Raw genomic sequence first — 20,146 nt, 5'->3', positions numbered from 1 at the left:
TATACTAAAAGGGCAATGCTCTGGAAAAGGAGGGAGACTATGGGCGGAGGACATCTTTCCCGGCCGGACTTCGGGATGCCGCAGCCGGACCCGGACCACCCGCTGACCGAATTCTATCTGCTGCTGCAGCACGGGCTGGACAAGGCGGGCGTTTTCCACCTGCCTGCGCTCTATGCCAGCTTCCGGGCACCGGCCCGGCGCATCTATGCCGACGAGGCTGCCGGGTGCCTCACCCTCAGCGAAACGGCGGACGAGGGTGCTGTTCTGCTCTCTGCCCCCCGGAACCTCCAGCTGCTTTACAGCAGCCTGCATGTGGAGCCGGATGGCTCCCCCGCCGCTCTGCTGCTCACCGAGGAGTGTTCCCGCGCTGTCTGCGCGGTGCAGCTGCTGCCTCCCTTTGTCTGGGAGGACCCGCTGCCGCCCCTGCCGGATGTCCCGGCCGCTCTGACCCTGCAATTGACCCTGCAGGATGTGGAGACCATCGACACCGACCCTGCCGCCCTTGCCCGCCGCCTGTGCCAGACCACCCGGCAGAAGCACTGGCTGGCCCACCCCAAAGCAGATCTGTATCTTGCGGAGAAAATTGCCCTTTTCCAAAGGCTTTATCGTTAATGCAATAATCCGTGCGCTTCACCCGTATATGGGGTGAAACGTCCCTTTGAAACAGTTGTTTCCACCAGCCCCGCCCGGGGCCGCAAAGGAGAGAAAGAGACTTATGGGACAGTTGACCAAAGACGAAGTTTTTGCGCTGGCTGTACAGCGATACAGCGACACCGTGTTCCGCGCCGCGATGCACAATTGCAGCTGCACCGCCGATGCGGAGGATGTGGTGCAGGATGTGTTTGAAAAGCTCCTGCGCTACGAAGGCCGCTTTGAGAGTGAGGAGCACCTCAAAGCCTGGCTGCTGCGGGTCGCCATCAATCGCTGCCGGGATATCACCCGGGCCGCGCGCCAGAAGGACACCGAACTGGACGAAAACATTCCTGCCCCGGAATCCGGAAATGACGGCAGTGTGCTCGATGCGGTGCGCACTCTGCCGGAAAACTACCGCAACGCCGTGTACCTCCATTATTACGAGGGCTACACCGCCGCCGAGGTAGGCCGGATGCTGGGTGCGCCCACCAACACGGTGCTCAGCTGGCTGCGGCGGGCACGCGCCCAGTTACATACGCTGCTGAAGGAGGAGATCGAAGATGAGGTGGTATGAATACAAGATGGAAGTGGACGATCTGCACGCTTCCGATGACCTGAAGGCAAAGCTGCTTGCCCTGCAGGCCAATGCCGCCGAAACACCCGGTGCCAAGAGCATCGCCATGCCCGCGCTTTCCCCGACCCCCAAAAAACAGAAAAAGCCCCTCCGCTTCCCCGCCCGGCGCTGGGCCCAGCTGGCCGCCTGCGTGGCAGTCTGCGGGGTCTGCCTGTACGGTGCCGTGTATGCCTATGAATGGAAAGGGGTCACCCTGCTGGGCGGCGGCTCTTCCTCCAATTACTCTGCCGCCGCCACCAAGGCAGCCGCCCCGCAGGCCGCTGTTTACTCCATGGAGGACACCGAAAACGCCACCTACGGTGCTGCAGACAACGGCAGCTCCTCCTTCAGCGCAGAGGACGGCTACCGGTCAGCAGAGGCTGCCACCGGCGGTTCCCTGCTGACCTCCGGCGAAGCGGAGAGCGATGCTTCCACCCGCACCGCCGACAGCGCCAAGATCATCTATACTGCCAACCTCACGCTGGAGACCCGGGATTACGATACCGCCCGTGCGGCACTGGATGCGGCCCTTTCTGACGCGGACGGCTATATGGAATCCAGCAGCGAGTACACCAACACCGACAGCACCCGGAGCGTCAGCCTGACTTTGCGGGTGCCTCAGGACAGCTACAAGAGCTTTCTGGCCGCCGCTGCCCAGTCCGGCAGCGTGACCTACCAGAACCAGCAGGCGGAGGATATCACCACCCGGTATATGGACACCGAGGCCCGGCTGGCCAGCCTGACCGCCCAGCGCACCCGTCTGCAGGAACTGCAGGCCCAGGCCGACACCCTGGCCGACCTGCTGGAGATCGAGTCCAGCCTGAGCGATGTGCAGTACCAGATCGAGAGCTGGCAGAGCCAGCTGGACTGGTACAGCAATCAGGTCTCCTGCTGCACTGTCTATATCACCCTGAACGAGGTGGAGACCCTGACCCCCACCAGCACCAGCTTCGGCGCAAAGCTGCTGGCCGCCCTGCACAATGGCTGGACCGGCTTCGTGTCCGGTGCACAGGCCGTGGCGGTGTTCCTTGTGGGTGCATGGCCTGCCATCCTCATCGGCGCGGTCTGCGGCATGATCTACTACCGTGTCCGCCATCCCAGAAAGAAAAAGTAAAAAACTTTTCCAAAGCCCTTGACATCCACCCGCCTCTGTGGTATTATACTTGAGCAGTCAGCGAACAGCTGATGCAGACAAGTAAATATCGCGGGGTGGAGCAGTCTGGTAGCTCGTCGGGCTCATAACCCGAAGGTCGTTGGTTCAAATCCGGCCCCCGCAACCACCAAGCATCTTGAAGTGATTCAGGATGCTTTTCTTTTTGTCCTATTTCCTTTCCCTGCATCCCGCTGTACCCGGACACAAAAAAATCTCCCGACGTTCTGCGCGTCGGGAGCTTTTGCTGTTATGCGGTCTTCCGGGTCACTTCAGCACCGCACCCAGGTTTGCACTGGTGACCATGCGGGCATAGCGGCTGAGCCAGCCGGTCTTGATGTTGGGCTCGGGCGCAACGTACTTTGCCTTGCGCTCGGCCAGCACCTCGTCGCTGACCTCCAGCGTGATCTTTGCGTTGGGGATATCGATACTGATGGTATCGCCCTCCTCGATCAGGCCGATGGGGCCGCCGGAAGCAGCCTCGGGGCTGACGTGGCCGATGGCCGCGCCGCGGGATGCGCCGGAGAAGCGGCCGTCGGTGATGAGGGCCACGGTCTTATCCAGCTTCATACCGGCCAGAGCGGAGGTGGGGTTGAGCATCTCGCGCATACCGGGGCCGCCCTTGGGGCCCTCGTAGCGGATGACCACCACGTCGCCCGGGACGATCTGGCCTGCGTAGATGGCCGCAATGGCGGTCTCCTCGCTGTTGAACACGCGGGCCGGGCCGGAGTGCTGCTGCATCTCGGGGGCCACAGCGCTGCGCTTGACCACGCAGCCGTCCGGAGCAATATTGCCCCACAGGATCTGCAGGCCGCCGGTCTGGGAGTAGGGGTTCTCGATGGGGCGGATGGCCTTTTCGTTCAGGATGTGGGCACCCTTGATGTTCTCCCCCAGGGTCTTGCCGGTCACGGTGGGCACATCCAGATCCAGCAGGCCCTTCTTGGCCAGCTCCGCCTGCACAGCGGGGATGCCGCCTGCGGCATAGAGGTCGGGCATGTGGGTGGGGCCTGCGGGGGCCAGATGGCAGAGGTTGGGGGTCCTGGCGCTGATCTCATTGAAGAGCTTCAGGTCGATGGGCACACCAGCCTCGTAGGCAATGGCCAGCAGATGCAGGACAGTATTGGTGGAGCAGCCCAGCGCCATATCGCAGGTCAGTGCGTTGCGGATGGAGCGCTCGTTGATGATCTGGCGGGCGGTGATGCCCTTGTTGACCATGTCCATGATGGCCATACCGGCGTGCTTTGCCAGCTGCAGGCGCTTGGAGTAGACCGCCGGGATGGTGCCGTTGCCGGGCAGGGCAATGCCGATGGCCTCGCACAGGCAGTTCATGCTGTTGGCGGTGTACATGCCGGAGCAGCTGCCACAGCTGGGGCAGCAGTTGCAGGTGCAGTCTTCCAGCTGCTCGTCGGTGATCATGCCGGCCTTGTAAGCGCCCACGGCCTCGAACATCTTGGAAAGGCTGACTTCCTCGCCGCCGTAGCTGCCGGCCAGCATGGGGCCGCCGGAGCAGACCACCGCGGGCACATCCATGCGGACCGCGGCCATGACCATGCCGGGCACGATCTTATCGCAGTTGGGCACCAGCACCAGGCCGTCCAGCTGATGGGCCATCAGCATGGTCTCCACGCTGTCGCAGATCAGCTCGCGGGAGGCCAGGGAGTACTTCATGCCCACATGGCCCATGGCGATGCCATCGCACACGCCGATGGCCGGGATCAGGATGGGGGTGCCGCCCGCCATCTCCACACCGGCCTTGACGGCATCGGCGATCTTATCCAGATTCATGTGGCCGGGCACGATCTCACTGTAAGCGCTGACCACGCCGATCAGCGGGCGCTCCAGCTCTTCAGGGGTGTAACCCAGTGCGTAGAATAAGCTTCGGTTGGGGGCCCGCTCCGAGCCCTTGGTCACATTGTCACTTCTCATGGTTTGTTCCTCTTTTCCTTATAACAAAAGACCCCCTCCCAAAGGAGGGAGCCTTTCTTAGTTTTAAAAGCAGCTTTTGGCTGAACTCCTTCCGTCATCGCTTGCGCGATGCCACCTCCCTCACGGAGGGAGGCTTCACGCTGCGGTCAGACAAAAGGCTCCCTCTTTGAGGGGGCTGTCGCCGCAGGCGACTGGGGGAGTTAATTACTTCTTCAGCCAGCTCATCATGCTGCGCAGCTCTGCGCCCACCTTCTCGATGGGGTGTTCGGCCTGCATCCGGCGCTCAGCCAGGAAGTGGACCTTGCGGCCGCCCTTGGGGCTCATCTCGGTCAGGAACTCAGAAGCAAAGGTGCCGTCCTGGATCTCGGTCAGCACCTTCTTCATCTCCTTGCGGGTCTCCTCGGTGATCAGGCGCTTGCCGGTGCGGTAATCGCCGTACTCAGCGGTGTTGGAGATGGAGTAGCGCATCTTGGAGAAGCCGCCCTCGTTGATCAGGTCAACGATCAGCTTCATCTCGTGGCAGGTCTCAAAGTATGCCATCTCGGGCTCGTAGCCAGCCTCCACCAGCGTATCGAAGCCTGCGTGGATCAGCTCGCAGACACCGCCGCACAGAACTGCCTGCTCGCCGAACAGGTCGGTCTCGGTCTCCTCCTTGAAGGTGGTCTGCAGGATGCCTGCACGGCCAGCGCCGATGCCGGAAGCGTAAGCCAGAGCGATGTCCTTTGCCTTGCCGGTGTAATCCTGCTCCACGCAGATCAGAGAGGGGCAGCCCTCGCCCTCGGTGTACAGGCGGCGGACGATGTGGCCGGGGCCCTTGGGAGCGATCATGATCACGTCAACGTTCTTGGGAGCGGTGATGGTCTTGAAGTGGATGTTGAAGCCGTGTGCAAAGGCCAGAGCCTTGCCCTCGGTCATGTAAGGTGCGACCTGCGTGTTGTAGATATCGGCGCACAGCTCATCGGGCACCAGCATCATCACAACATCGCCAGCCTTGGCAGCCTCTTCGACCTCCATGACTTTGAAGTTGTCGTGAGTGGCAGCGAACTCGGAGGCCTTTGCCCAGTGGGCAGAGCCCTTGCGCAGACCGACAACAACATTCACGCCGCTCTCGGCCAGGTTCTCGGAATGGGCGTGGCCCTGGCTGCCGAAGCCGATGACAGCAACGGTCTTGCCATCCAGCACGCCGAGGTTGCAGTCGGAATCGTAGTATTTCTTGATCGCCATGGTAGTAGTCTCCTTTTACTCTTTCCTGTTTTATTTTTATATTTTGATTTTTATGGAAAACTGAGAGGTTACGCCTTACTGCGGGCAGCGGGTCCCGGGCAAGGGCAGCTGGGCTGCCCGCACCTCCTGCGGGGGCTTCTGCATGTGCTGGTGCATCCCGCCGCGCTCCAGGGCGGTCACACCGGTGCGGCACTGCTCAAGGATCTTGTAGTCTGCCAGGATCTTGAGGAACGCGTCCACCTTTTCGGGGCGGCCGGTCAGCTCCAGCACCATGCTGTCGGGCGAAAAATCAATGATCTTTGCCTTGTAGATGCTGGCGATCTCCCGCAGCTCACTGCGGTTGTGGACATCGGCAGCCACCTTGAGCAGCAGCAGCTCCCGTTCCAGCGAGTTCTCGTGGTCCAGCACGAACACCTGCCGGGTCACTTCCAGCCGCTCGGTCTGGAGGATGAGCTGGCTCAGCGCCTTTTCATCGCTGGTGATGGTCACGGTGATGCGGCTGACCGCCGGGTCGTTGGTGGCGGACACCGTCAGGCTGTCGATGTTGAAGCCGCGACGGCAGAACAGGTTGGACACCCGGGCCAGAACACCGCTCTGGTTGTCCACCAGCAGACTGATGACTCTGCGTTTGGATTCCATGGGTCAGTCCTCCTTATTCCATGATGATATCATTGATGTCACCGCCGCCGGGGATCATGGGCAGGACCTTTTCGTCCTTGTCGATGATGCACTCGATCCAGGTGGGGCCCTTCTGCTTGAGGGCATCGGCAAATGCGGCCTGGAACTCGGGGAGGTTGGTGCAGCGGTAGCCCTTCAGGCCAAAGCCCTCGGCCAGCTTGACAAAGTCAGTGCGGCGGTGGGGGTCGGTCTGGGAGTAGCGCTTTTCGTAGAAAGTGGTCTGCCACTGGCGCACCATGCCCAGCACAGAGTTATTGAAGATGACCGTGATGATGGGCAGCTCATAGCTGACAGCGGTGCAGGCCTCGTTGAGGTTCATGTGGAAGGAACCGTCGCCCGTGAACATGACCACCCGCTGCTCCCGGCCCAGCGCCATCTGCGCGCCGATGGCCGCGCCATAGCCAAAGCCCATGGTGCCCAGGCCGCCGCTGGTGATAAAGCCGCGGCTCTTGGTGTGGCGGATGTACTGGGCCGCCCACATCTGGTGCTGGCCCACGTCGGTGACATACACGGCCTCGGGGCCGCACTGGCTGCACACCTCGCCGATGACCTGATGGGGCATCAGGCGGGTGGGGTCGGACACGGGGTGGTAATCCTGCGCCTGCCACTCGTGGATCATCTTCATCCAGTCGGGGTGCTTTTTCTCCTCAATGAGGGGGAGCATCCCGCTCAGGACATAGCAGACATCACCGGCAATGGCAAGATCCACATCCACGTTCTTGCCCAGCTCACTGGGGTCGATATCGATCTGGATGATGGTGGCGTTCTTGGCAAAGGTCTTGGGGTTCAGGGCCACGCGGTCAGAAAAGCGGGTACCCAGTGCGATCAGCACGTCACAATCCGCGACCGCCCGGTTGGAGGTGTAGCAGCCGTGCATTCCGACCATGCCGATGTTCATCGGGTCACCGTAGGGCACAACGCCTGCAGCCATCAGAGTATAGGTGGCGGGGATCTCCGCCTTGTGGATCAGGTCACGCAGGGGCTGGCAGGAAGCCGCGCTCCGCACGCCGCCGCCAAAATAGACCAGCGGGCGCTTGGCCGCGTTGATGATATCGGCGGCCCACTTGACCTGCTGTTCGTCGTAGGTGGTCACGGTGCGGATCTGCTCCGGCTGCTTGGGGGTGAACTCACAGACAGCAGCGGTGACATCCTTGGGGATATCCACCAGCACCGGGCCCTTGCGGCCGCTCTGCGCAATGCGGAACGCCGCACGCATGGTATCGGCCAGCTCTTCTACCTTGCGCACCGTGAAGTTGTGCTTGGTGATGGGCATCGTGATGCCCTCGATGTACGCCTCCTGAAAGCTGTCCTTGCCCAGACCGGGGGTCGGCACATTGCCGGTAAAGGCGACCATGGGCACGGAGTCCATGTAGGCAGTGGCAATGCCGGTGACCAGATTGGTGGCACCCGGGCCGCTGGTGGCCAGCACCACGCCGGTGCGGCCCGTTGCGCGGGCATAGCCATCGGCCGCATGAGAAGCGCCCTGCTCGTGGGCGGTCAGCACATGGTGGATGCGGTCAGAATTCTTATACAGCTCGTCGTACAGGTTCAGCACAGCACCGCCGGGGTAGCCGAAGATGGTGTCCACGCCCTGTTCGCAGAGAACTTCAACAAAAATTTGCGAACCATTTAACTGCATGGTAAGTTGCTCCTGTTCCTTTTCCTCTTACACTTTCAACAAAATTTCCCTCAGACACGTTACTTTTCGCATCTTGCATTCCAATTTGAACGTTGGGTCAATTATACTATAAATCGGGCCTTTGTCAATCGACGATTTGTAAAGTGAATCAGCCGAAAGATGAAGATAATTGAACACACCCTTGCGGACGGCCTTCTCTGCGTGTATAATCTGGTAAAAACCTCTCCATCAGCCTGTCCAGTTCCTCTGACCGGAGAAGCAGGTGAAATGTGCCGGAGAGGTCCTGTCAAGAGGAGAGTCTGATGATGCAACTTCGTGAATGGAACGCCCGGCTCCACGGGCTTGTTGTTTTCCGTGCCCTGCTGGGCGACCCCGTTGTGGCAAAGCTGGCAGCGCTGACCGACCGGCTGGAAGCGGCTGACGATACCATCGCCCCCCTGTGCGATGCTGTGGCCGCCTTTGAAGCTGCCCTGTTTGCCCACACCACCAATCTGGGCGATTATCTTTCCAACGCCGTGCTGGAGACAGAGACCTTCTGTGTGCGGCAGGCCGCTGCGGGCCAGCTCTCCCCTGTGATGGAGGCCGCTCTGAACAGTGAGCTGAACTTTTTGCAGAAGCTCTGCGGCCTGACGCTGGACACCCTGCTGGAAGCCGCCGACCGGCAGAGCCGGGAGCTGGCGTTCCTGCCCCGCTGGGAGGCAAGGCAGCTCGACCTGACCGCCGCCTACAACCAGCGGATGCGGGAAGCCGGGAAGAAGGGCTACGGCATGTTTGCCAAGCACCACGTGTTCACGGTGGAGACTGGCCAGCTGGTGCCCGTGAAGTACCCCGACCCCCAGAAGCTCAGCGAGCTGCCGGGCTACGAGAAGGAGCGGGAAAAGGTCATTGCCAACACCCGCGCCCTGCTGGCCGGTTCCCCCGCCAACAATGTCCTGCTCTACGGCGATGCAGGCACCGGCAAATCCAGCACGGTCAAGGCCATTGCCAATGAGTACGCCGCCGACGGCCTGCGGCTGGTGGAGGTCAAGAAGAACCAGCTCTACCAGATCCCCGACCTGATGGATCAGCTGGCGGCTAACCCCCTCAAGTTCATCCTCTTCATCGATGACCTGAGCTTCTCCTCCAATGACGACAACTTTGCCGCCCTGAAAGCCATCCTTGAGGGAAGCGTAGGCGGCCGGGCCCGGAACATTGCGGTGTACGCCACCTCCAACCGCCGCCACCTCATCAAGGAGACCCTGACCGACCGCACCGGCGACGACATCCACGAAGCCGACACCCGGCAGGAGTTGATGAGCCTTTCCGCCCGGTTCGGCCTGACTGTCACCTTCCAGCGTCCTGAGAAAGCCCGCTTTGCCGCCATTCTGGAAGAGCTGGCAAAACAGCACCACATCCAGATGCCCCTGGAAGAGCTGCTGGTCAAGGCCGAGGCTTTCGCCATCCGCGCCGGCGGCCGCAGCCCCCGCGTGGCCAAACAGTTCATCGAACAGTGCGAGAGCGGCGTGCAGAAATAATGTTTGCTTTTTCGTTTTTATGGATAAGAAAAAGCGCTGTGCAGTGAAATGACTGCACAGCGCTTTTTGCTGTTTTGAAAGAAAACTGCCGCCGCAGGCGGCAGATGAGGCGGTCAGAAAATCAAACGCGCTCGGCCACCAGCTGGAAGCCCTCTTTTGTGAGCTCCTGCCGGATCTGCTCGATCTGGGCATGGTCGCGGGTCTCCAACACCAGCTTGAGGAAGCAGCTGGAGATGGGCATATTGGGGTCAGAGCCGTCATGCAGGACAGAGACCACATTGCTGCCGCAGCGGGAAACGATGGCGGCCACCCGCTCCAGCTGGCCGGGCTTATCCTCCAGCGCAATGGTCAGGTTGGCCTTGCGGCCGCTCATCACCAGACCACGGGTGATGACGCGGTTGAGAATGTTCACATCGATGTTGCCGCCGGAGATCAGGCAGACCACCTTTTTGCCCTCGATGGGCAGCTTGTGGAACAGCGCCGCTGCCACAGGCACCGCACCGGCACCCTCGGCCACCAGCTTCTGGTTCTCCATCAGGGAGAGGATGGCGGCGGCGGTCTCGTCCTCGCTGACGGTCACGATGTCGTCCACATATTCCTCGCAGAGCTGATAGGTCAGCTCGCCGGGGGTCTTGACCTGAATGCCGTCCGCAAAGGTGGCCGCATTTTTCAGGGTCTGATACTTGTGCTCATGCAGGCTGCGGTACATGCTGGGGGCGCCCTCGGCCTGCACACCATAGACCTTGACCTCGGGGCGCAGGCTCTTGATGGCAAAGGCCACGCCGGAGATCAGGCCGCCGCCGCCCACGGGCACGATGACGGCATCCAGATCTGGCAGCTGGTCAAGGATCTCCAGACCGATGGTGCCCTGACCTGCGATGACCTGTTCGTCATCGTAGGGGTGGATGAAGGTCATGCCGGTCTCAGCCTGCAGCTCCACGGCCTTGTCGTGGGCATCATCATAGGTGCCGGGCACCAGACAGACCTCCGCGCCCAGGCTCTTGGTATTTTCCACCTTCATAATGGGGGCACCGTCCGGCATACAGACGATGCTCCTGATGCCCCGGCGGGTGGCGGCCAGAGCCACGCCCTGTGCGTGGTTTCCGGCAGAGCAGGCGATCACGCCCTTTTCGCTCTCCTCCCTGGAGAGCTGGCTGATCTTATAATAAGCTCCCCGCACCTTGAAGCTGCCGGTCACCTGCAGGTTCTCGGTCTTGAGGTAGAGGCGGCAGTCCTTGGAGAGTTTGGGCGCTTCGATCAGGTCGGTCTTGCGGGCAACGTCCTTGAGCACAAAGGCGGCGTGGTAGATCTTATCCAGAGTCAGCATGACGATACTTCCTATCTTCTATCCTTGATTTTTGAATGTGAATATGCATCCCAGTATAAATTAGCAAAAGTATTTTGTCAAATGAACGTATTTCAACATTGTGTTTGCTGGGGTGACCGCCAATGGCTACGCCCGGGCAAGCGGCAGCCCTGCGGCCCGCTGCACGCTCCACCTGTGCCCATGCCGTGGGAGCGGTTTCCCCTGACCCAAAACGCCCCTCTCCGGCATCTGTGAGACCGGAGAGGGGCGTTCTCGTTTTTAACCTTTCATCTGCACAAATCCGACCAGATCCTTCACGACCTCGCCGCCGATGATGAGCCCGGCCACCGAGGGCACAAAGGCGTTGGAGCCGGGGACCGAGCGCCGGATGGTGCACTTGCGCTGGGTGCCCGGGGGGCAGATGCAGTGGTTCTTGCAGCTGATGGAATCATCCTCGATGGGGGTCATGGCAGGCTCTTTGGAGTAGACGACCTTCAGGTGCTTGATCCGCCGCTTGCGGCACTCGGTGCGCATCACTTTGGCCAGCGGGCAGACGGAGGTCTTGTAGATATCCGTCACCTCAAAGCGGGTGGGGTCCATCTTGTTGCCTGCGCCCATGGCACAGATGATGGGGGTGCCGGCCTCCTTGGCCTTGACCACCAGCGCGATCTTGCCGGTGACGGTGTCGATGGCATCCACCACATAGTCGTACTGGGTGAAATCGAACTGATCCTGCGTTTCCGGGGTGAAGAAGATCTTGTAGGTGGTGACCTTGATGTTGGGGTCGATCTCGTGGATACGCTGTTCGGCCACATCCACCTTGTACTGGCCCACGGTCTTGCGGGTGGCCACGATTTGGCGGTTCAGGTTAGTCAGGCAGACCTTGTCATCATCAATGAGGTCCAGCGCACCCACACCGCTGCGTGCCAGCGCTTCCACCGTGTAGCCGCCCACGCCGCCAATGCCAAACACCGCCACACGGGAATTGTGCAGCTTTTCCATTGCTTCCTTGCCCAGCAGCAGCTGGGTGCGGGAATATTGATCCTGCATAGATACTTGCTCCTCCATCTTACACTACGCCTATTGTTTTATCAGTTCGACGCAGTTGCTTTTGTTTTACTTTATCACTTTCCTGCAAAGCGCCTGAGCGGTTTATTCCACCGCAACGATGGTGCCGCCCCCCAGCACAACATCCCCCTGATACAGCACCACAGCCTGACCGGGCGTGGGGGCACGCTGGGGCTGGTCAAATTCCAGCCGGAACTGCCCCTCTCCTGCCGGGTAGACGGTGGCCGCCTGCTCGGTCTGGTGGTAGCGGGTGCGGGCCGTGACCCGCAAGGGCACGGTCAGCTCCGGGATGGTGATCCAGTTCACCTCGTCGGCATAGACGATGCGGTCAAACAGGTTCTCCTCCGGGCCCACCGTGACGGTGTTGGCCTGCATATCCTTGGCGCAGACATACACCGGCGCACCCATGGCAAGGCCCAGGCCCTTGCGCTGGCCGATGGTATACCGCACCGCGCCATTGTGAGTGCCCACCTTTTTGCCGTTCTCGTCCAGAAAATCACCTGCCGGGTAGTGCTTGCCGGTGAAGTCCTCCATGAAGCGGGCGTAGTCGCCGTCCGGCACAAAGCAGATATCCTGGCTGTCATGCTTGCGGGCGTTGATGAAATGCTGCTTTTCCGCGATCTCACGCACTTCGGCCTTGTGCAGCCCCCCCAGCGGCAGGCGCACATGGGCCAGCTGCTCCTGGGTCAGGTTATAGAGCACATAGCTCTGATCCTTGCCCTCGTCCAGCCCCTTTTTCAGCAGCCAGCGGCCGGTGGCCTCGTCCTGCTCCACCCGGGCGTAATGGCCCGTGACCACATACTCCATGCCATGGCTCTCAGCCCAGCGGAGCAGGTGGTCGAACTTCATATACCGGTTGCAGTCGATGCAGGGGTTGGGCGTGCCGCCCATTTCGTATACCCGGATGAATTTTTCGATGATCTTCTCCCGGAAGTCGGCGGTGAAATCCAGCACCTCATAGGGGATATCCATCGCAAAGGCCACCTCGGCGGCATCCTCGATATCCTTTTCGGAGCAGCAGGTGTGGAAACCGGACTGCCCCAGCGTCTCGTTGCGGGTGAGCCGCATGGTGATGCCGGTGCAGTCGTACCCCGCCTGCTGCATCAGCCATGCCGCCACCGAGCTGTCCACACCGCCGCTCATGGCGATGAGTGCCCCGGGGCGCTTCGTGTTCTGTGCTTCTGTCATATCGTTCCTCATTCAATAACACACTAAAACAGTAGTATAATACTACCGCAGCTTCTTTCTCTTGTCAAGACGCAGAAAATTGAGCCGCCGCTGCCAGCAGCGCGTCTTTTTCGTTGGGTGTCTGCCCGGTGATGACAGCCTCCAGCAGGGCGTTCAGCACCTGCCGCAGACCGGGGCCGGGTCTGACCCCCGCCGCCATCAGGTCACGGCCATTCACGGCCAGCTGGCTCACCCGGCAGCAGGCATTTTCTGCTGTCAGCCGCTCCGCCTCGGCCCGCAGGGCAGCAAAGGCCCCGGTCTGTTCCGGATGCCGAGCACTGCAAAGGGCGGTCAGGCGCTGGATCGTCTGCAGCTCATAGCGGCCCAAAAGACGTTTGGCTGTAAGCTGCATCTCGGAGCCGGGCGTACCGGGAGCTTCCTCTTCGGACACGGTTCGGGCCATTCCATCGCCCGCCCTACTGCCTGCGGCAGCAGGGTCCCACCCCAGCGGACGGTCCTCAGAGGAACTCCCGGCCCACCTGTCTCGGCTCCGGGGCAGGAGAAAGCTCCCGGCACCCCCTCCAGCTTCCCTTTCCAACGCTGTCACCTCATCCGTCAGCGCGTTGGAGCATTTCAGTTTGCGCAGTGCCTTGCGGGCACCGGCTTCACCCAGCGGGCAGAGAAGGGCCGCCAGCCGGGCGGGCACGTTCTCCGCTGTTGGTTCGATCCGGTCGATGGTACGGCAGAGTTCTGCAAACCGTCCCGGCTGTTTTTCCGGTTCCAGCTCCGGCAGGATAACGGCCAGAACGGCGGGTTCCAGATAGCTTCCGGGCCGGGGTGCCGCCAACAGCTTGAGCAGTTCTTCCTGGATGCGCTCCGCCGAAACGCAGTCCAGATGCGGCCCCAGTGCCCGGGCGGCAGCACCGGTGGCGGGGTCGATGGCAAAGCCGAACCGGGCCGCGAACCGGTAGAGCCGCAGGATGCGCAGTGCGTCCTCCTCAAAGCGGCGTTCCGGCTCCCCCACTGCCCGCACGAGATGGGCGGCAAGGTCGTCCCGCCCGCCAAAGGGGTCGATGAGCCCTTCCTCGGCGCTGTATGCCATAGCGTTGATGGTGAAATCCCGCCGGGCAAGATCCTCCCGCACATCCGGCACAAAGCAGACGGCATCCGGGTGGCGGCCATCGGAATAGGCCCCCTCGGTGCGGAAGGTCGTTGTCTCATAGAGCCTGCCGCCCTGCTTCACCGTCACGGTGCCGTGCTGCAGGCCGGTGGGGATGCACTTTTCCTCTCCGAACAGCGCCATCACCTGCTCCGGGCGGGCGCTGGTGCAGAGATCCCAATCGTGGGGGTCCAGCCCCAGCAGGCTGTCCCGGACACAGCCGCCCACAGCGTAGGCCGCATGGCCCGCCCCATGGAGCGCATCCAGCAGCAGGGCTGCACCCGGGTCAAGTTTGATCGTTGTCATGTTGCTTCCTCGTCATATTGCAGGATGATCTGTTTGCCATCAAAGCCGCACTCCGCCGCCGGGAATACCGCCTGCGCATTGGGCAGGGCGGCTTCCGGTTCAAGGATCATGGGCGAATAATGCATCAGCCAGAACCGGCGCACATCAGCCTTTTTTGCAATGGCCGCACCCTGCGCAAAAGTGCTGTGCCCCCACTGCTTTGCCTGCGCCTCCTGCTCGTTGTCGGGGTAGGTGGCATCGCAGAGGAAAAGGTCGGCGTTCTGCGCGGCCTGTTCCAGTGCCGGGCAGGGAGCGGTATCACCCGAGAACACGAACCGCAGACCCCGGCGTGCCGGGCCCAGCACATCCGCAGGGGCGACCACAGCCCCGCTTTCCAGCGGGATGCTCTGGCCCCGCTGGAGCAGTTTCCATGCAGGCACCGGAACGTTCAGTGCCCGGGCCTTTGCAGGGTCAAAGCGGCCCGCCCGGGGCAGGTCGAGCCGGTAGCCCCGGCTGGGCACCCGGTGCCGGGTGCGGAAAGGCGTAAGCTGCGCCCCCGCAGGCCAGCCGGAGGAAAGGGTGGTCAGGTCGATGGGGTCTGTGTCCAGCTGCACAGCCCTGACCGGATACGGCAGCGGCCCGGTCAGGGTGCGCAGGGCGGGCCAGATTTCCCCCAGCCCCTCCGGGCCGTAAAGGGTCAGCGGGCGCTCCCGGCCCTGACAGCCCAGCGTCTGCAGCAGGCCCGGCAGGCCGAAGATATGGTCGCCGTGATAGTGGGTCAGGCAGATGGCATCCAGCTTCATCAGGTTGACCCCGGCGCGGCGGGCCGCCGCCTGCGTGCCCTCGCCGCAGTCAAACAGCAGGGCATGGCCCCCGCATTCGGCCAGCGCGGCGGTCAGGGCACGGTCCGGCAGGGGCATGGTGGCCGCCGTGCCCAGCAGTGTAATGGTCAGCATAACAGTTCCTCCGTGATTTGTCGGTAACAGTGTACCACATTTTGCGCCCGCACACAATCGGCACAGCCCGGCATAGGATGGCGCAGAGCTCTGATACAAAGGGAGGTTTGACCATGCAGCGCAAAAAAGTCCCCGCCGGGCACCACCGCTTCGGGCTGGCCCGGCTTGTTCTGGTCCTGACACTGCTGTTTCTCGTCGTGGCGCTCACCGCAGGGCTGGCGGGCTGCCTGTTCCAGCCCGTACTGGCCGCCCGGGGCACGCTGCTGTTCCTGCCGGGGGCGTAATTTTTTTTTTTGAAAATCAAAATTTCCCCTTGACTTCAGGACAATGACGTGATAAAACCCCGCCAAACCAGTGAGAGGGCATCCTGCCCGCCCCGAGAGCAGCCACGCCATCCTCTGCAAACAGAAAACCGCCAGCGTATCTCTACGCTGACGGTCTTTTTATGGGCGCGGGTGGACTACGCAAGCCGCGCTGCTAAAAACAGCCCACTGGGCTGTTTTTGCGCTGTCTTCTGCGACAGCGCCGCAGCTGTTCGAATCCACCCTTGCGGTGCTTTATAGAAGTTCAGATAAAACAGAAACTCCAGCGTCATCACAACGCTGGAGTTCTTGGTGGAGCGAAGCAACCCAAATCCGAACCATTGCCCTCTGGGGCATCTTTGGCGGCAATTTCATCGAAAGTGATGGTTTTTGTGCCATCTTTGTAGTTGAATGTAATCAAAACTTTTTCATCATAGAGATAAACCGCATTCACGAATGTATTGATAAGCGTTTCCCGGTGGCTTTTCACGTTCGGATCGAGCTTGCGGAACCGGGTCAGCCAGAACCGAACCTGATTTTCACTCAACCGAGGCCGAGCGATTTTTTCTTCGGCAATCCGAACCTCAAGTTCTTTCTGCTGGGCTTCCAGCTTTTCCAAACGCGATTTGGTGGAGTTGGTCAGCACACCTGCTTGAATGGCGTTCAGCATATTTTCAATGCCGTTCTCTACCTCGCGCATCTGCTTTTCCAGCAAAGGGAGAGTGATGTTTTCCTGATCCTGCAACTCCATCACTTCCACAACGATGGCATTAATCACGGCATCGTCCTGAATCAGCTTCATGGTTTCAGCTATGACCAAATCTTCCAGCCACTCTTTACGGACGGTCTTTTTCTTGCAGGTCTTGAAACGCTTCGCGGTGGCGCACTTATAATAATGATGAACGACCTTGTTTCTACCCGTACCGCACTCGCCAAACATCATCGCGCCGCACATTCCGCAGAACAGCTTGGTGGTAAGCAGGTAATCGTCCTCGGCTTTGTGGCGGGCCGGAGCGCGACTGTTCTTTTTGATTTTCAGCTGCACTTCCTCAAACAAATCCTTGTCCACAATGGCCGGGATGCTGTCCGGCATTACGATATCCTTGAAGCGGTTTTCTCCGATGTACCGTTTGCTCGTCAACAGCTTCTGAACACTGTTGTAGGTAAACTTCTGATTGCGGTTGGTGGTCACGCCACTGTCGTTCAGCCAGTTCATCAGTTCTTTCATAGTTGCGCCATCGTTGTACCGCTGAAAGGCTTCTACCACAAAGGGAGCTTTCAGCGGGTCGACTTGAAAGAACTTTTCTTCATCTACCTTAAAACCAATGGGAATCGTGCCGCCGTTGTACTTTCCCTTCAGAACATTCTCGGTCATGCCGCGCACGACCTTTTCAGAAAGTTCTGCCGAGTAGTATTCAGCCATGCCGGTGAGCATACTCTTGACCATGATACCCGCAGGGCTGTCAGAGATAGGCTCCGTGGCAGATACCAGCTTGACATGATTTCGTTCCAACTGGTACTCATAATGTGCCGAATCGTAACGATTTCGGGCAAAGCGGTCGAGCTTCCAGACCAGCACGATGTCAAACAGCCGTTTCTCGCTGTCCTTGATCATCTGCTGGAAGTCCGGGCGGTTATCGGTTTTGGCGGAAAGGGCACGGTCAATGTAGTGTTTGACCACAGTGATGCCGTTCTTTTCGGCGTAGGCCGTACACTCGCGAATCTGACCTTCAATGGATTCTTCGCGCTGGTTGTCGCTGGAATAGCGGGCGTAGATTACGGCGGTCATGCAAACACCCCTTTCACTTCATTCTCCGTAGACGGTGCACAAGGTCGGATGCACTGTACAGCACACGGGCCACCGACACGGTATCCTCGCCCACGATGTAGAATACCGAGTAGTTGTCCACCAGCATCTGCCGCAGCCCTTGGGTGCGCTCCGGCTCGCTTTCCACCAGTGCGCAGCGTTCCGGCAGGATGTTCAGCGACTGGATGGCTTCCGCAATGCGGTTATACTGCCCCATAGCCGTGTCAGTCTCCAACAGACGGTTAGCAATATAGCTGTAAATCTGCTCCATATCGCTGAGGGCTGCATGGGAGATTTTTACGTCATACTGCTTCATCGGTGCTGTTCCCTGAACTGTGCGAATGCGCTTGCGGCATCCACGGTATCACCGTTCTGAATTTCCTTGATGCCCACCTGCAAGGCTGCATGAAGCTGGTCATCGGTCATGGTATCGGCGTTCAGCGCCGCAGGAGCTTTCGGCAGGGATAGCGAGAAGGGGATGCCGCCAGTCAGGGTGATCTGGCGCAGGTACATATCAATGGCGGTCGCCATCGGGATTCCGAGCTGCTTCAGCACATCCTCGGCTTGCTGCTTGACAGTAGGGTTGACACGAAGATTGAGCGTCATCGTTTTTTCCATGGTTATCACCTCGATGCTATTGTAACGCATTTTGCGTTGCATTTCAATCGAGTGCGAAGTCGCAATTGAAATTCTCTATATTGCACAATATATTCGTCGTTAAATTGAGCATTATCTCTCACTCAGCAGTGACCATGACAGATTTAGAGGATTGACCTTTAATTAGAATATACAGATAAAACCGACAGCCATCTACTTGCGACTTGCAAATAGCTGGCTGTCTATTATTAACTACGCATTTTAACAATGATTTTTCTTTTCAACAAGCATTCCGATAATAAACGAAAGTAGGAAAACGAGTAGCCAAATCAAAACTCCGTAGTGTGCCTTGAGCTGCCATACTTTTCCTATATACATATCCGGCGTGATTTTTGTGGCGTTTATTTTGATAATAAAATCGCCCAACACTTGTCCGATCAAAATTCCTGTCCAGTTTCCAGCTGTTGTGATAAGAGCTGCTCTATACATTTCCAGAAAACAGAAAGTAACAGATACAACCCATAAACACAAATAATAATGGGCTGCTGTCCATTCAAACAAGTAGACTTCATGAAACACTGTTTGAGAAAGAAGATAGCACACCACATATGCTAAAAATACGATCAGCAAAAATCCGAGACAAGTTTTCTTTTTTGATGCTGTGTTCTTCATACGGCTTTTGAATCCTATTCCAATGTGTACCGACATCTTTGCATTTCATTATAAAACAGCTTGGCTGCTTACTTCGATACTATTTCGACAGTTGGCATCTTGCCTTCCAATCCGAGTTCGTCATCTTCTGCAACTCTATAATTGGTAACATTTATTGAATACATATAATCTGAAATATTTGGATTTTCTTCATCGTCTGGAAGTTCAACTTCAAAAGTCTCAAACTCAAACACATAAGCTGTTCCTTCAATAAGTTCACCAGTTAAGTCTTTCTGGAAATGAAGCAAAAATGGTCTGTCCTGAAAGAAGTGAACAACTGCAACCGTTTTTCCCGGCAGTGCATAGTAATCGGGCAAGATCTGCTCAACAGTGGCCGTAAAAGAACCCGAAAACTGTGCAAAATGTTTTTCATTTCCGGTTGCTTGCTCTTCTCCGTCATGATAGCCGGCCTCGTAGCCAGCGGTATAGCCTTCTTCGTATTCTGCATTGTGCTCATCTGAACTTTGAGCATTATTTCCACAGCCAATCAATGTAAGTACCAGCGCAAGGCAAAGAACTATTATAGCCCTCTTTTTCATACGGTTTCCTCCTTCTATGTTTTTTTTCACATTTATCGGACTTTTCCACAGTTTTTGCAAAAACGTTCAGAAGAAGCATTTAATGTTCCGCAGTCCGGGCAATACCATCTTCCGTCTGGCATCGGTTCAACAGGCGAGGGCGTTTGGTGTGCTTTTGCTGGAGTTTGAACGGGTGATGCAGTAAACAGCGGCGCAATATTCACATCTCTACGGCCAACACCAGCAAGGCTTCTAAAATCCAACGATTTAACTTCTTGTGCCAATGTCCGTTTTGGTTCAATATACTGACCGCACCGTTGGCAATATCGAACACCCAACTTGTTTTCATAACCACAATTTTTACAAGTCATCAAAGCTCCCTCCTTGCTTTTTGTTTAGATAACGAAATTTAAGCCTGATTTATTTCGTTTGTCCACAAAATTTTTCAAAATCGTATAGCTGCACATAAATTTCCAGAAAACTTGTAGCACAATCACGATTTTTTCTTTTTATTCAAAAAAACCACCACGGCAGTTCCAGCCACAGGTTATCCATGGCCTGTTCCTCGGTCTTTTGGGCGCGGCCTTTTGTCAGATGAAAATATATCGCCGTGCCGATCAGCGGATGTTCCTCGCCATCGGTGAAGCCATAGCGGTACAGCAGATAGGTCTGCTCTCGCTGGGTCAGCCGTTTCAAGGCATCGTACAGTTCCCGGCGCGATTCCTGCTCTTCCATAATACTCTGCGGCTGCATGGCATAAGGGTCGGCTATGGCTTCGATGCGCCGCAGTTGTTCTTCTCCCGGCAGAACATCGTCCAGCGAAACGCGCTGGTAGCAGATGCCGTCCTTGTCCTCCGTTACCATCCGCTGTTCAAAAGTGGTAAAGGCATCCC

The 20,146-nt window shown here is 58.6% G+C and carries 20 protein-coding genes, 1 tRNA gene and 1 pseudogene; 6 read left to right on the top strand and 16 right to left on the bottom strand.

Annotated elements, in window-relative coordinates:
- Window positions 1–39: 39 nt before the first annotated feature.
- The 4 genes from D3F01_RS13050 (at window position 40) to D3F01_RS13035 (ending at window position 2,526) form a co-directional block, all read left to right on the top strand.
- Window positions 40–612 carry a hypothetical protein gene (locus tag D3F01_RS13050; protein ID WP_242889131.1) on the top strand — a complete coding sequence of 191 codons (573 nt, stop codon included), beginning with the start codon at window positions 40–42 and terminating at the stop codon, window positions 610–612.
- 103 nt (window positions 613–715) lie between these two features.
- A complete protein-coding gene (locus tag D3F01_RS13045) occupies window positions 716–1,207 on the top strand; it encodes a sigma-70 family RNA polymerase sigma factor (protein ID WP_097769967.1) in 492 nt (163 codons plus the stop codon).
- Window positions 1,194–2,360: a DUF4349 domain-containing protein gene (locus D3F01_RS13040; RefSeq protein WP_242889129.1), complete on the top strand. Its 1,167-nt coding sequence runs from the start codon at window positions 1,194–1,196 to the stop codon at window positions 2,358–2,360. The genes D3F01_RS13045 and D3F01_RS13040 overlap by 14 nt, the downstream gene beginning before the upstream one ends.
- An 89-nt stretch (window positions 2,361–2,449) precedes the next feature.
- Window positions 2,450–2,526: transfer RNA gene (locus D3F01_RS13035), tRNA-Met, on the top strand.
- Between the two features lie 137 nt (window positions 2,527–2,663).
- Here the strand turns inward: D3F01_RS13035 and ilvD are convergent.
- The 4 genes from ilvD to ilvB form a co-directional block, all read right to left on the bottom strand.
- Entirely contained in the window at window positions 2,664–4,322 is a 1,659-nt protein-coding gene (gene ilvD / locus D3F01_RS13030) for a dihydroxy-acid dehydratase (protein WP_005929346.1), read from the bottom strand.
- A gap of 204 nt (window positions 4,323–4,526) precedes the next feature.
- The gene (gene ilvC, locus D3F01_RS13025) at window positions 4,527–5,546 is read right to left on the bottom strand and encodes a ketol-acid reductoisomerase (RefSeq protein WP_005929348.1); all 1,020 of its coding nucleotides are present in this window, start codon (window positions 5,544–5,546) and stop codon (window positions 4,527–4,529) included.
- A 75-nt stretch (window positions 5,547–5,621) separates the two neighbouring features.
- Window positions 5,622–6,185, bottom strand: a complete 564-nt coding sequence (ilvN, locus tag D3F01_RS13020) for an acetolactate synthase small subunit (protein ID WP_117477216.1) — start codon at window positions 6,183–6,185, stop codon at window positions 5,622–5,624.
- A 13-nt stretch (window positions 6,186–6,198) separates the two neighbouring features.
- Window positions 6,199–7,863, bottom strand: coding sequence for a biosynthetic-type acetolactate synthase large subunit (gene ilvB, locus D3F01_RS13015; RefSeq protein WP_098923285.1), 1,665 nt, complete (start codon window positions 7,861–7,863; stop codon window positions 6,199–6,201).
- Between the two features lie 305 nt (window positions 7,864–8,168).
- Between ilvB and D3F01_RS13010 the strand changes: the two genes are divergently transcribed.
- A complete protein-coding gene (locus D3F01_RS13010) occupies window positions 8,169–9,377 on the top strand; it encodes an ATP-binding protein (protein WP_242889171.1) in 1,209 nt (402 codons plus the stop codon).
- A gap of 121 nt (window positions 9,378–9,498) precedes the next feature.
- On the opposite strand, the gene ilvA is transcribed toward D3F01_RS13010, so the two are convergent.
- The 5 genes from ilvA to D3F01_RS12985 form a co-directional block, all read right to left on the bottom strand.
- Window positions 9,499–10,704, bottom strand: a complete 1,206-nt coding sequence (ilvA, locus tag D3F01_RS13005; RefSeq protein ID WP_117477218.1) for a threonine ammonia-lyase — start codon at window positions 10,702–10,704, stop codon at window positions 9,499–9,501.
- Between the two features lie 258 nt (window positions 10,705–10,962).
- Window positions 10,963–11,733: a tRNA threonylcarbamoyladenosine dehydratase gene (locus D3F01_RS13000; protein ID WP_242889127.1), complete on the bottom strand. Its 771-nt coding sequence runs from the start codon at window positions 11,731–11,733 to the stop codon at window positions 10,963–10,965.
- 102 nt (window positions 11,734–11,835) lie between these two features.
- Window positions 11,836–12,939 (bottom strand): tRNA 2-thiouridine(34) synthase MnmA, encoded by a 1,104-nt coding sequence (gene mnmA / locus D3F01_RS12995; RefSeq protein ID WP_117534557.1) that lies wholly within the window; start codon window positions 12,937–12,939, stop codon window positions 11,836–11,838.
- 64 nt (window positions 12,940–13,003) lie between these two features.
- The gene (locus tag D3F01_RS12990) at window positions 13,004–14,383 is read right to left on the bottom strand and encodes a tRNA nucleotidyltransferase (RefSeq protein WP_242889125.1); all 1,380 of its coding nucleotides are present in this window, start codon (window positions 14,381–14,383) and stop codon (window positions 13,004–13,006) included.
- Window positions 14,380–15,318: a ribonuclease Z gene (locus D3F01_RS12985; RefSeq protein WP_207685195.1), complete on the bottom strand. Its 939-nt coding sequence runs from the start codon at window positions 15,316–15,318 to the stop codon at window positions 14,380–14,382. The genes D3F01_RS12990 and D3F01_RS12985 overlap by 4 nt, the downstream gene beginning before the upstream one ends.
- Window positions 15,319–15,431: 113 nt before the next feature.
- Between D3F01_RS12985 and D3F01_RS12980 the strand changes: the two genes are divergently transcribed.
- Window positions 15,432–15,602 carry a hypothetical protein gene (locus D3F01_RS12980; protein ID WP_242889123.1) on the top strand — a complete coding sequence of 57 codons (171 nt, stop codon included), beginning with the start codon at window positions 15,432–15,434 and terminating at the stop codon, window positions 15,600–15,602.
- 310 nt (window positions 15,603–15,912) lie between these two features.
- On the opposite strand, the gene D3F01_RS12975 is transcribed toward D3F01_RS12980, so the two are convergent.
- From D3F01_RS12975 to D3F01_RS12945, 7 genes and pseudogenes are all read right to left on the bottom strand, one after another.
- Window positions 15,913–17,409 carry a recombinase family protein gene (locus D3F01_RS12975; RefSeq protein WP_242889121.1) on the bottom strand — a complete coding sequence of 499 codons (1,497 nt, stop codon included), beginning with the start codon at window positions 17,407–17,409 and terminating at the stop codon, window positions 15,913–15,915.
- A gap of 13 nt (window positions 17,410–17,422) precedes the next feature.
- On the bottom strand, window positions 17,423–17,743 hold the full coding sequence (locus D3F01_RS12970) for a type II toxin-antitoxin system RelE/ParE family toxin (RefSeq protein WP_242889119.1): 321 nt from the start codon (window positions 17,741–17,743) through the stop codon (window positions 17,423–17,425).
- A complete protein-coding gene (locus tag D3F01_RS12965; protein WP_035393314.1) occupies window positions 17,740–18,045 on the bottom strand; it encodes a type II toxin-antitoxin system RelB/DinJ family antitoxin in 306 nt (101 codons plus the stop codon). Before D3F01_RS12965 ends, D3F01_RS12970 begins: the two co-directional genes overlap by 4 nt.
- 240 nt (window positions 18,046–18,285) lie before the next feature.
- Window positions 18,286–18,696, bottom strand: coding sequence for a hypothetical protein (locus D3F01_RS12960; protein WP_242889117.1), 411 nt, complete (start codon window positions 18,694–18,696; stop codon window positions 18,286–18,288).
- A gap of 68 nt (window positions 18,697–18,764) precedes the next feature.
- Window positions 18,765–19,274, bottom strand: coding sequence for a hypothetical protein (locus D3F01_RS12955; protein WP_186850438.1), 510 nt, complete (start codon window positions 19,272–19,274; stop codon window positions 18,765–18,767).
- 32 nt (window positions 19,275–19,306) lie between these two features.
- A complete protein-coding gene (locus D3F01_RS12950; protein WP_118526901.1) occupies window positions 19,307–19,624 on the bottom strand; it encodes a zinc-ribbon domain-containing protein in 318 nt (105 codons plus the stop codon).
- A gap of 142 nt (window positions 19,625–19,766) precedes the next feature.
- Window positions 19,767–20,146, bottom strand: a pseudogene (locus tag D3F01_RS12945) (RNA polymerase subunit sigma-70); the annotation flags it as partial.

It is taken from the genome of Faecalibacterium sp. BCRC 81149, assembly GCF_022750605.1.
GTDB classification, from domain to species: domain Bacteria; phylum Bacillota; class Clostridia; order Oscillospirales; family Ruminococcaceae; genus Faecalibacterium; species Faecalibacterium duncaniae.
This window is presented reverse-complemented; position numbering and strand designations above follow the sequence as displayed.

Bases quoted from the DNA above. Each gene is read 5' to 3' on its own strand.
- D3F01_RS12970 (WP_242889119.1), bottom strand. From the start codon at position 17,743: ATGAAGCAGTATGACGTAAAAATCTCCCATGCAGCCCTCAGCGATATG.
- D3F01_RS13010 (WP_242889171.1), top strand. From the start codon at position 8,169: ATGCAACTTCGTGAATGGAACGCCCGGCTCCACGGGCTTGTTGTTTTC.
- D3F01_RS13045 (WP_097769967.1), top strand. From the start codon at position 716: ATGGGACAGTTGACCAAAGACGAAGTTTTTGCGCTGGCTGTACAGCGA.
- D3F01_RS12980 (WP_242889123.1), top strand. From the start codon at position 15,432: ATGCAGCGCAAAAAAGTCCCCGCCGGGCACCACCGCTTCGGGCTGGCC.
- D3F01_RS13040 (WP_242889129.1), top strand. From the start codon at position 1,194: ATGAGGTGGTATGAATACAAGATGGAAGTGGACGATCTGCACGCTTCC.
- D3F01_RS12985 (WP_207685195.1), bottom strand. From the start codon at position 15,318: ATGCTGACCATTACACTGCTGGGCACGGCGGCCACCATGCCCCTGCCG.
- D3F01_RS12965 (WP_035393314.1), bottom strand. From the start codon at position 18,045: ATGGAAAAAACGATGACGCTCAATCTTCGTGTCAACCCTACTGTCAAG.
- D3F01_RS12990 (WP_242889125.1), bottom strand. From the start codon at position 14,383: ATGACAACGATCAAACTTGACCCGGGTGCAGCCCTGCTGCTGGATGCG.
- D3F01_RS13000 (WP_242889127.1), bottom strand. From the start codon at position 11,733: ATGCAGGATCAATATTCCCGCACCCAGCTGCTGCTGGGCAAGGAAGCA.
- D3F01_RS12950 (WP_118526901.1), bottom strand. From the start codon at position 19,624: ATGACTTGTAAAAATTGTGGTTATGAAAACAAGTTGGGTGTTCGATAT.
- ilvC (WP_005929348.1), bottom strand. From the start codon at position 5,546: ATGGCGATCAAGAAATACTACGATTCCGACTGCAACCTCGGCGTGCTG.
- mnmA (WP_117534557.1), bottom strand. From the start codon at position 12,939: ATGACAGAAGCACAGAACACGAAGCGCCCCGGGGCACTCATCGCCATG.
- ilvN (WP_117477216.1), bottom strand. From the start codon at position 6,185: ATGGAATCCAAACGCAGAGTCATCAGTCTGCTGGTGGACAACCAGAGC.
- D3F01_RS12955 (WP_186850438.1), bottom strand. From the start codon at position 19,274: ATGAAAAAGAGGGCTATAATAGTTCTTTGCCTTGCGCTGGTACTTACA.
- D3F01_RS12960 (WP_242889117.1), bottom strand. From the start codon at position 18,696: ATGAAGAACACAGCATCAAAAAAGAAAACTTGTCTCGGATTTTTGCTG.
- D3F01_RS13050 (WP_242889131.1), top strand. From the start codon at position 40: ATGGGCGGAGGACATCTTTCCCGGCCGGACTTCGGGATGCCGCAGCCG.
- D3F01_RS12975 (WP_242889121.1), bottom strand. From the start codon at position 17,409: ATGACCGCCGTAATCTACGCCCGCTATTCCAGCGACAACCAGCGCGAA.
- ilvB (WP_098923285.1), bottom strand. From the start codon at position 7,863: ATGCAGTTAAATGGTTCGCAAATTTTTGTTGAAGTTCTCTGCGAACAG.
- ilvD (WP_005929346.1), bottom strand. From the start codon at position 4,322: ATGAGAAGTGACAATGTGACCAAGGGCTCGGAGCGGGCCCCCAACCGA.
- ilvA (WP_117477218.1), bottom strand. From the start codon at position 10,704: ATGCTGACTCTGGATAAGATCTACCACGCCGCCTTTGTGCTCAAGGAC.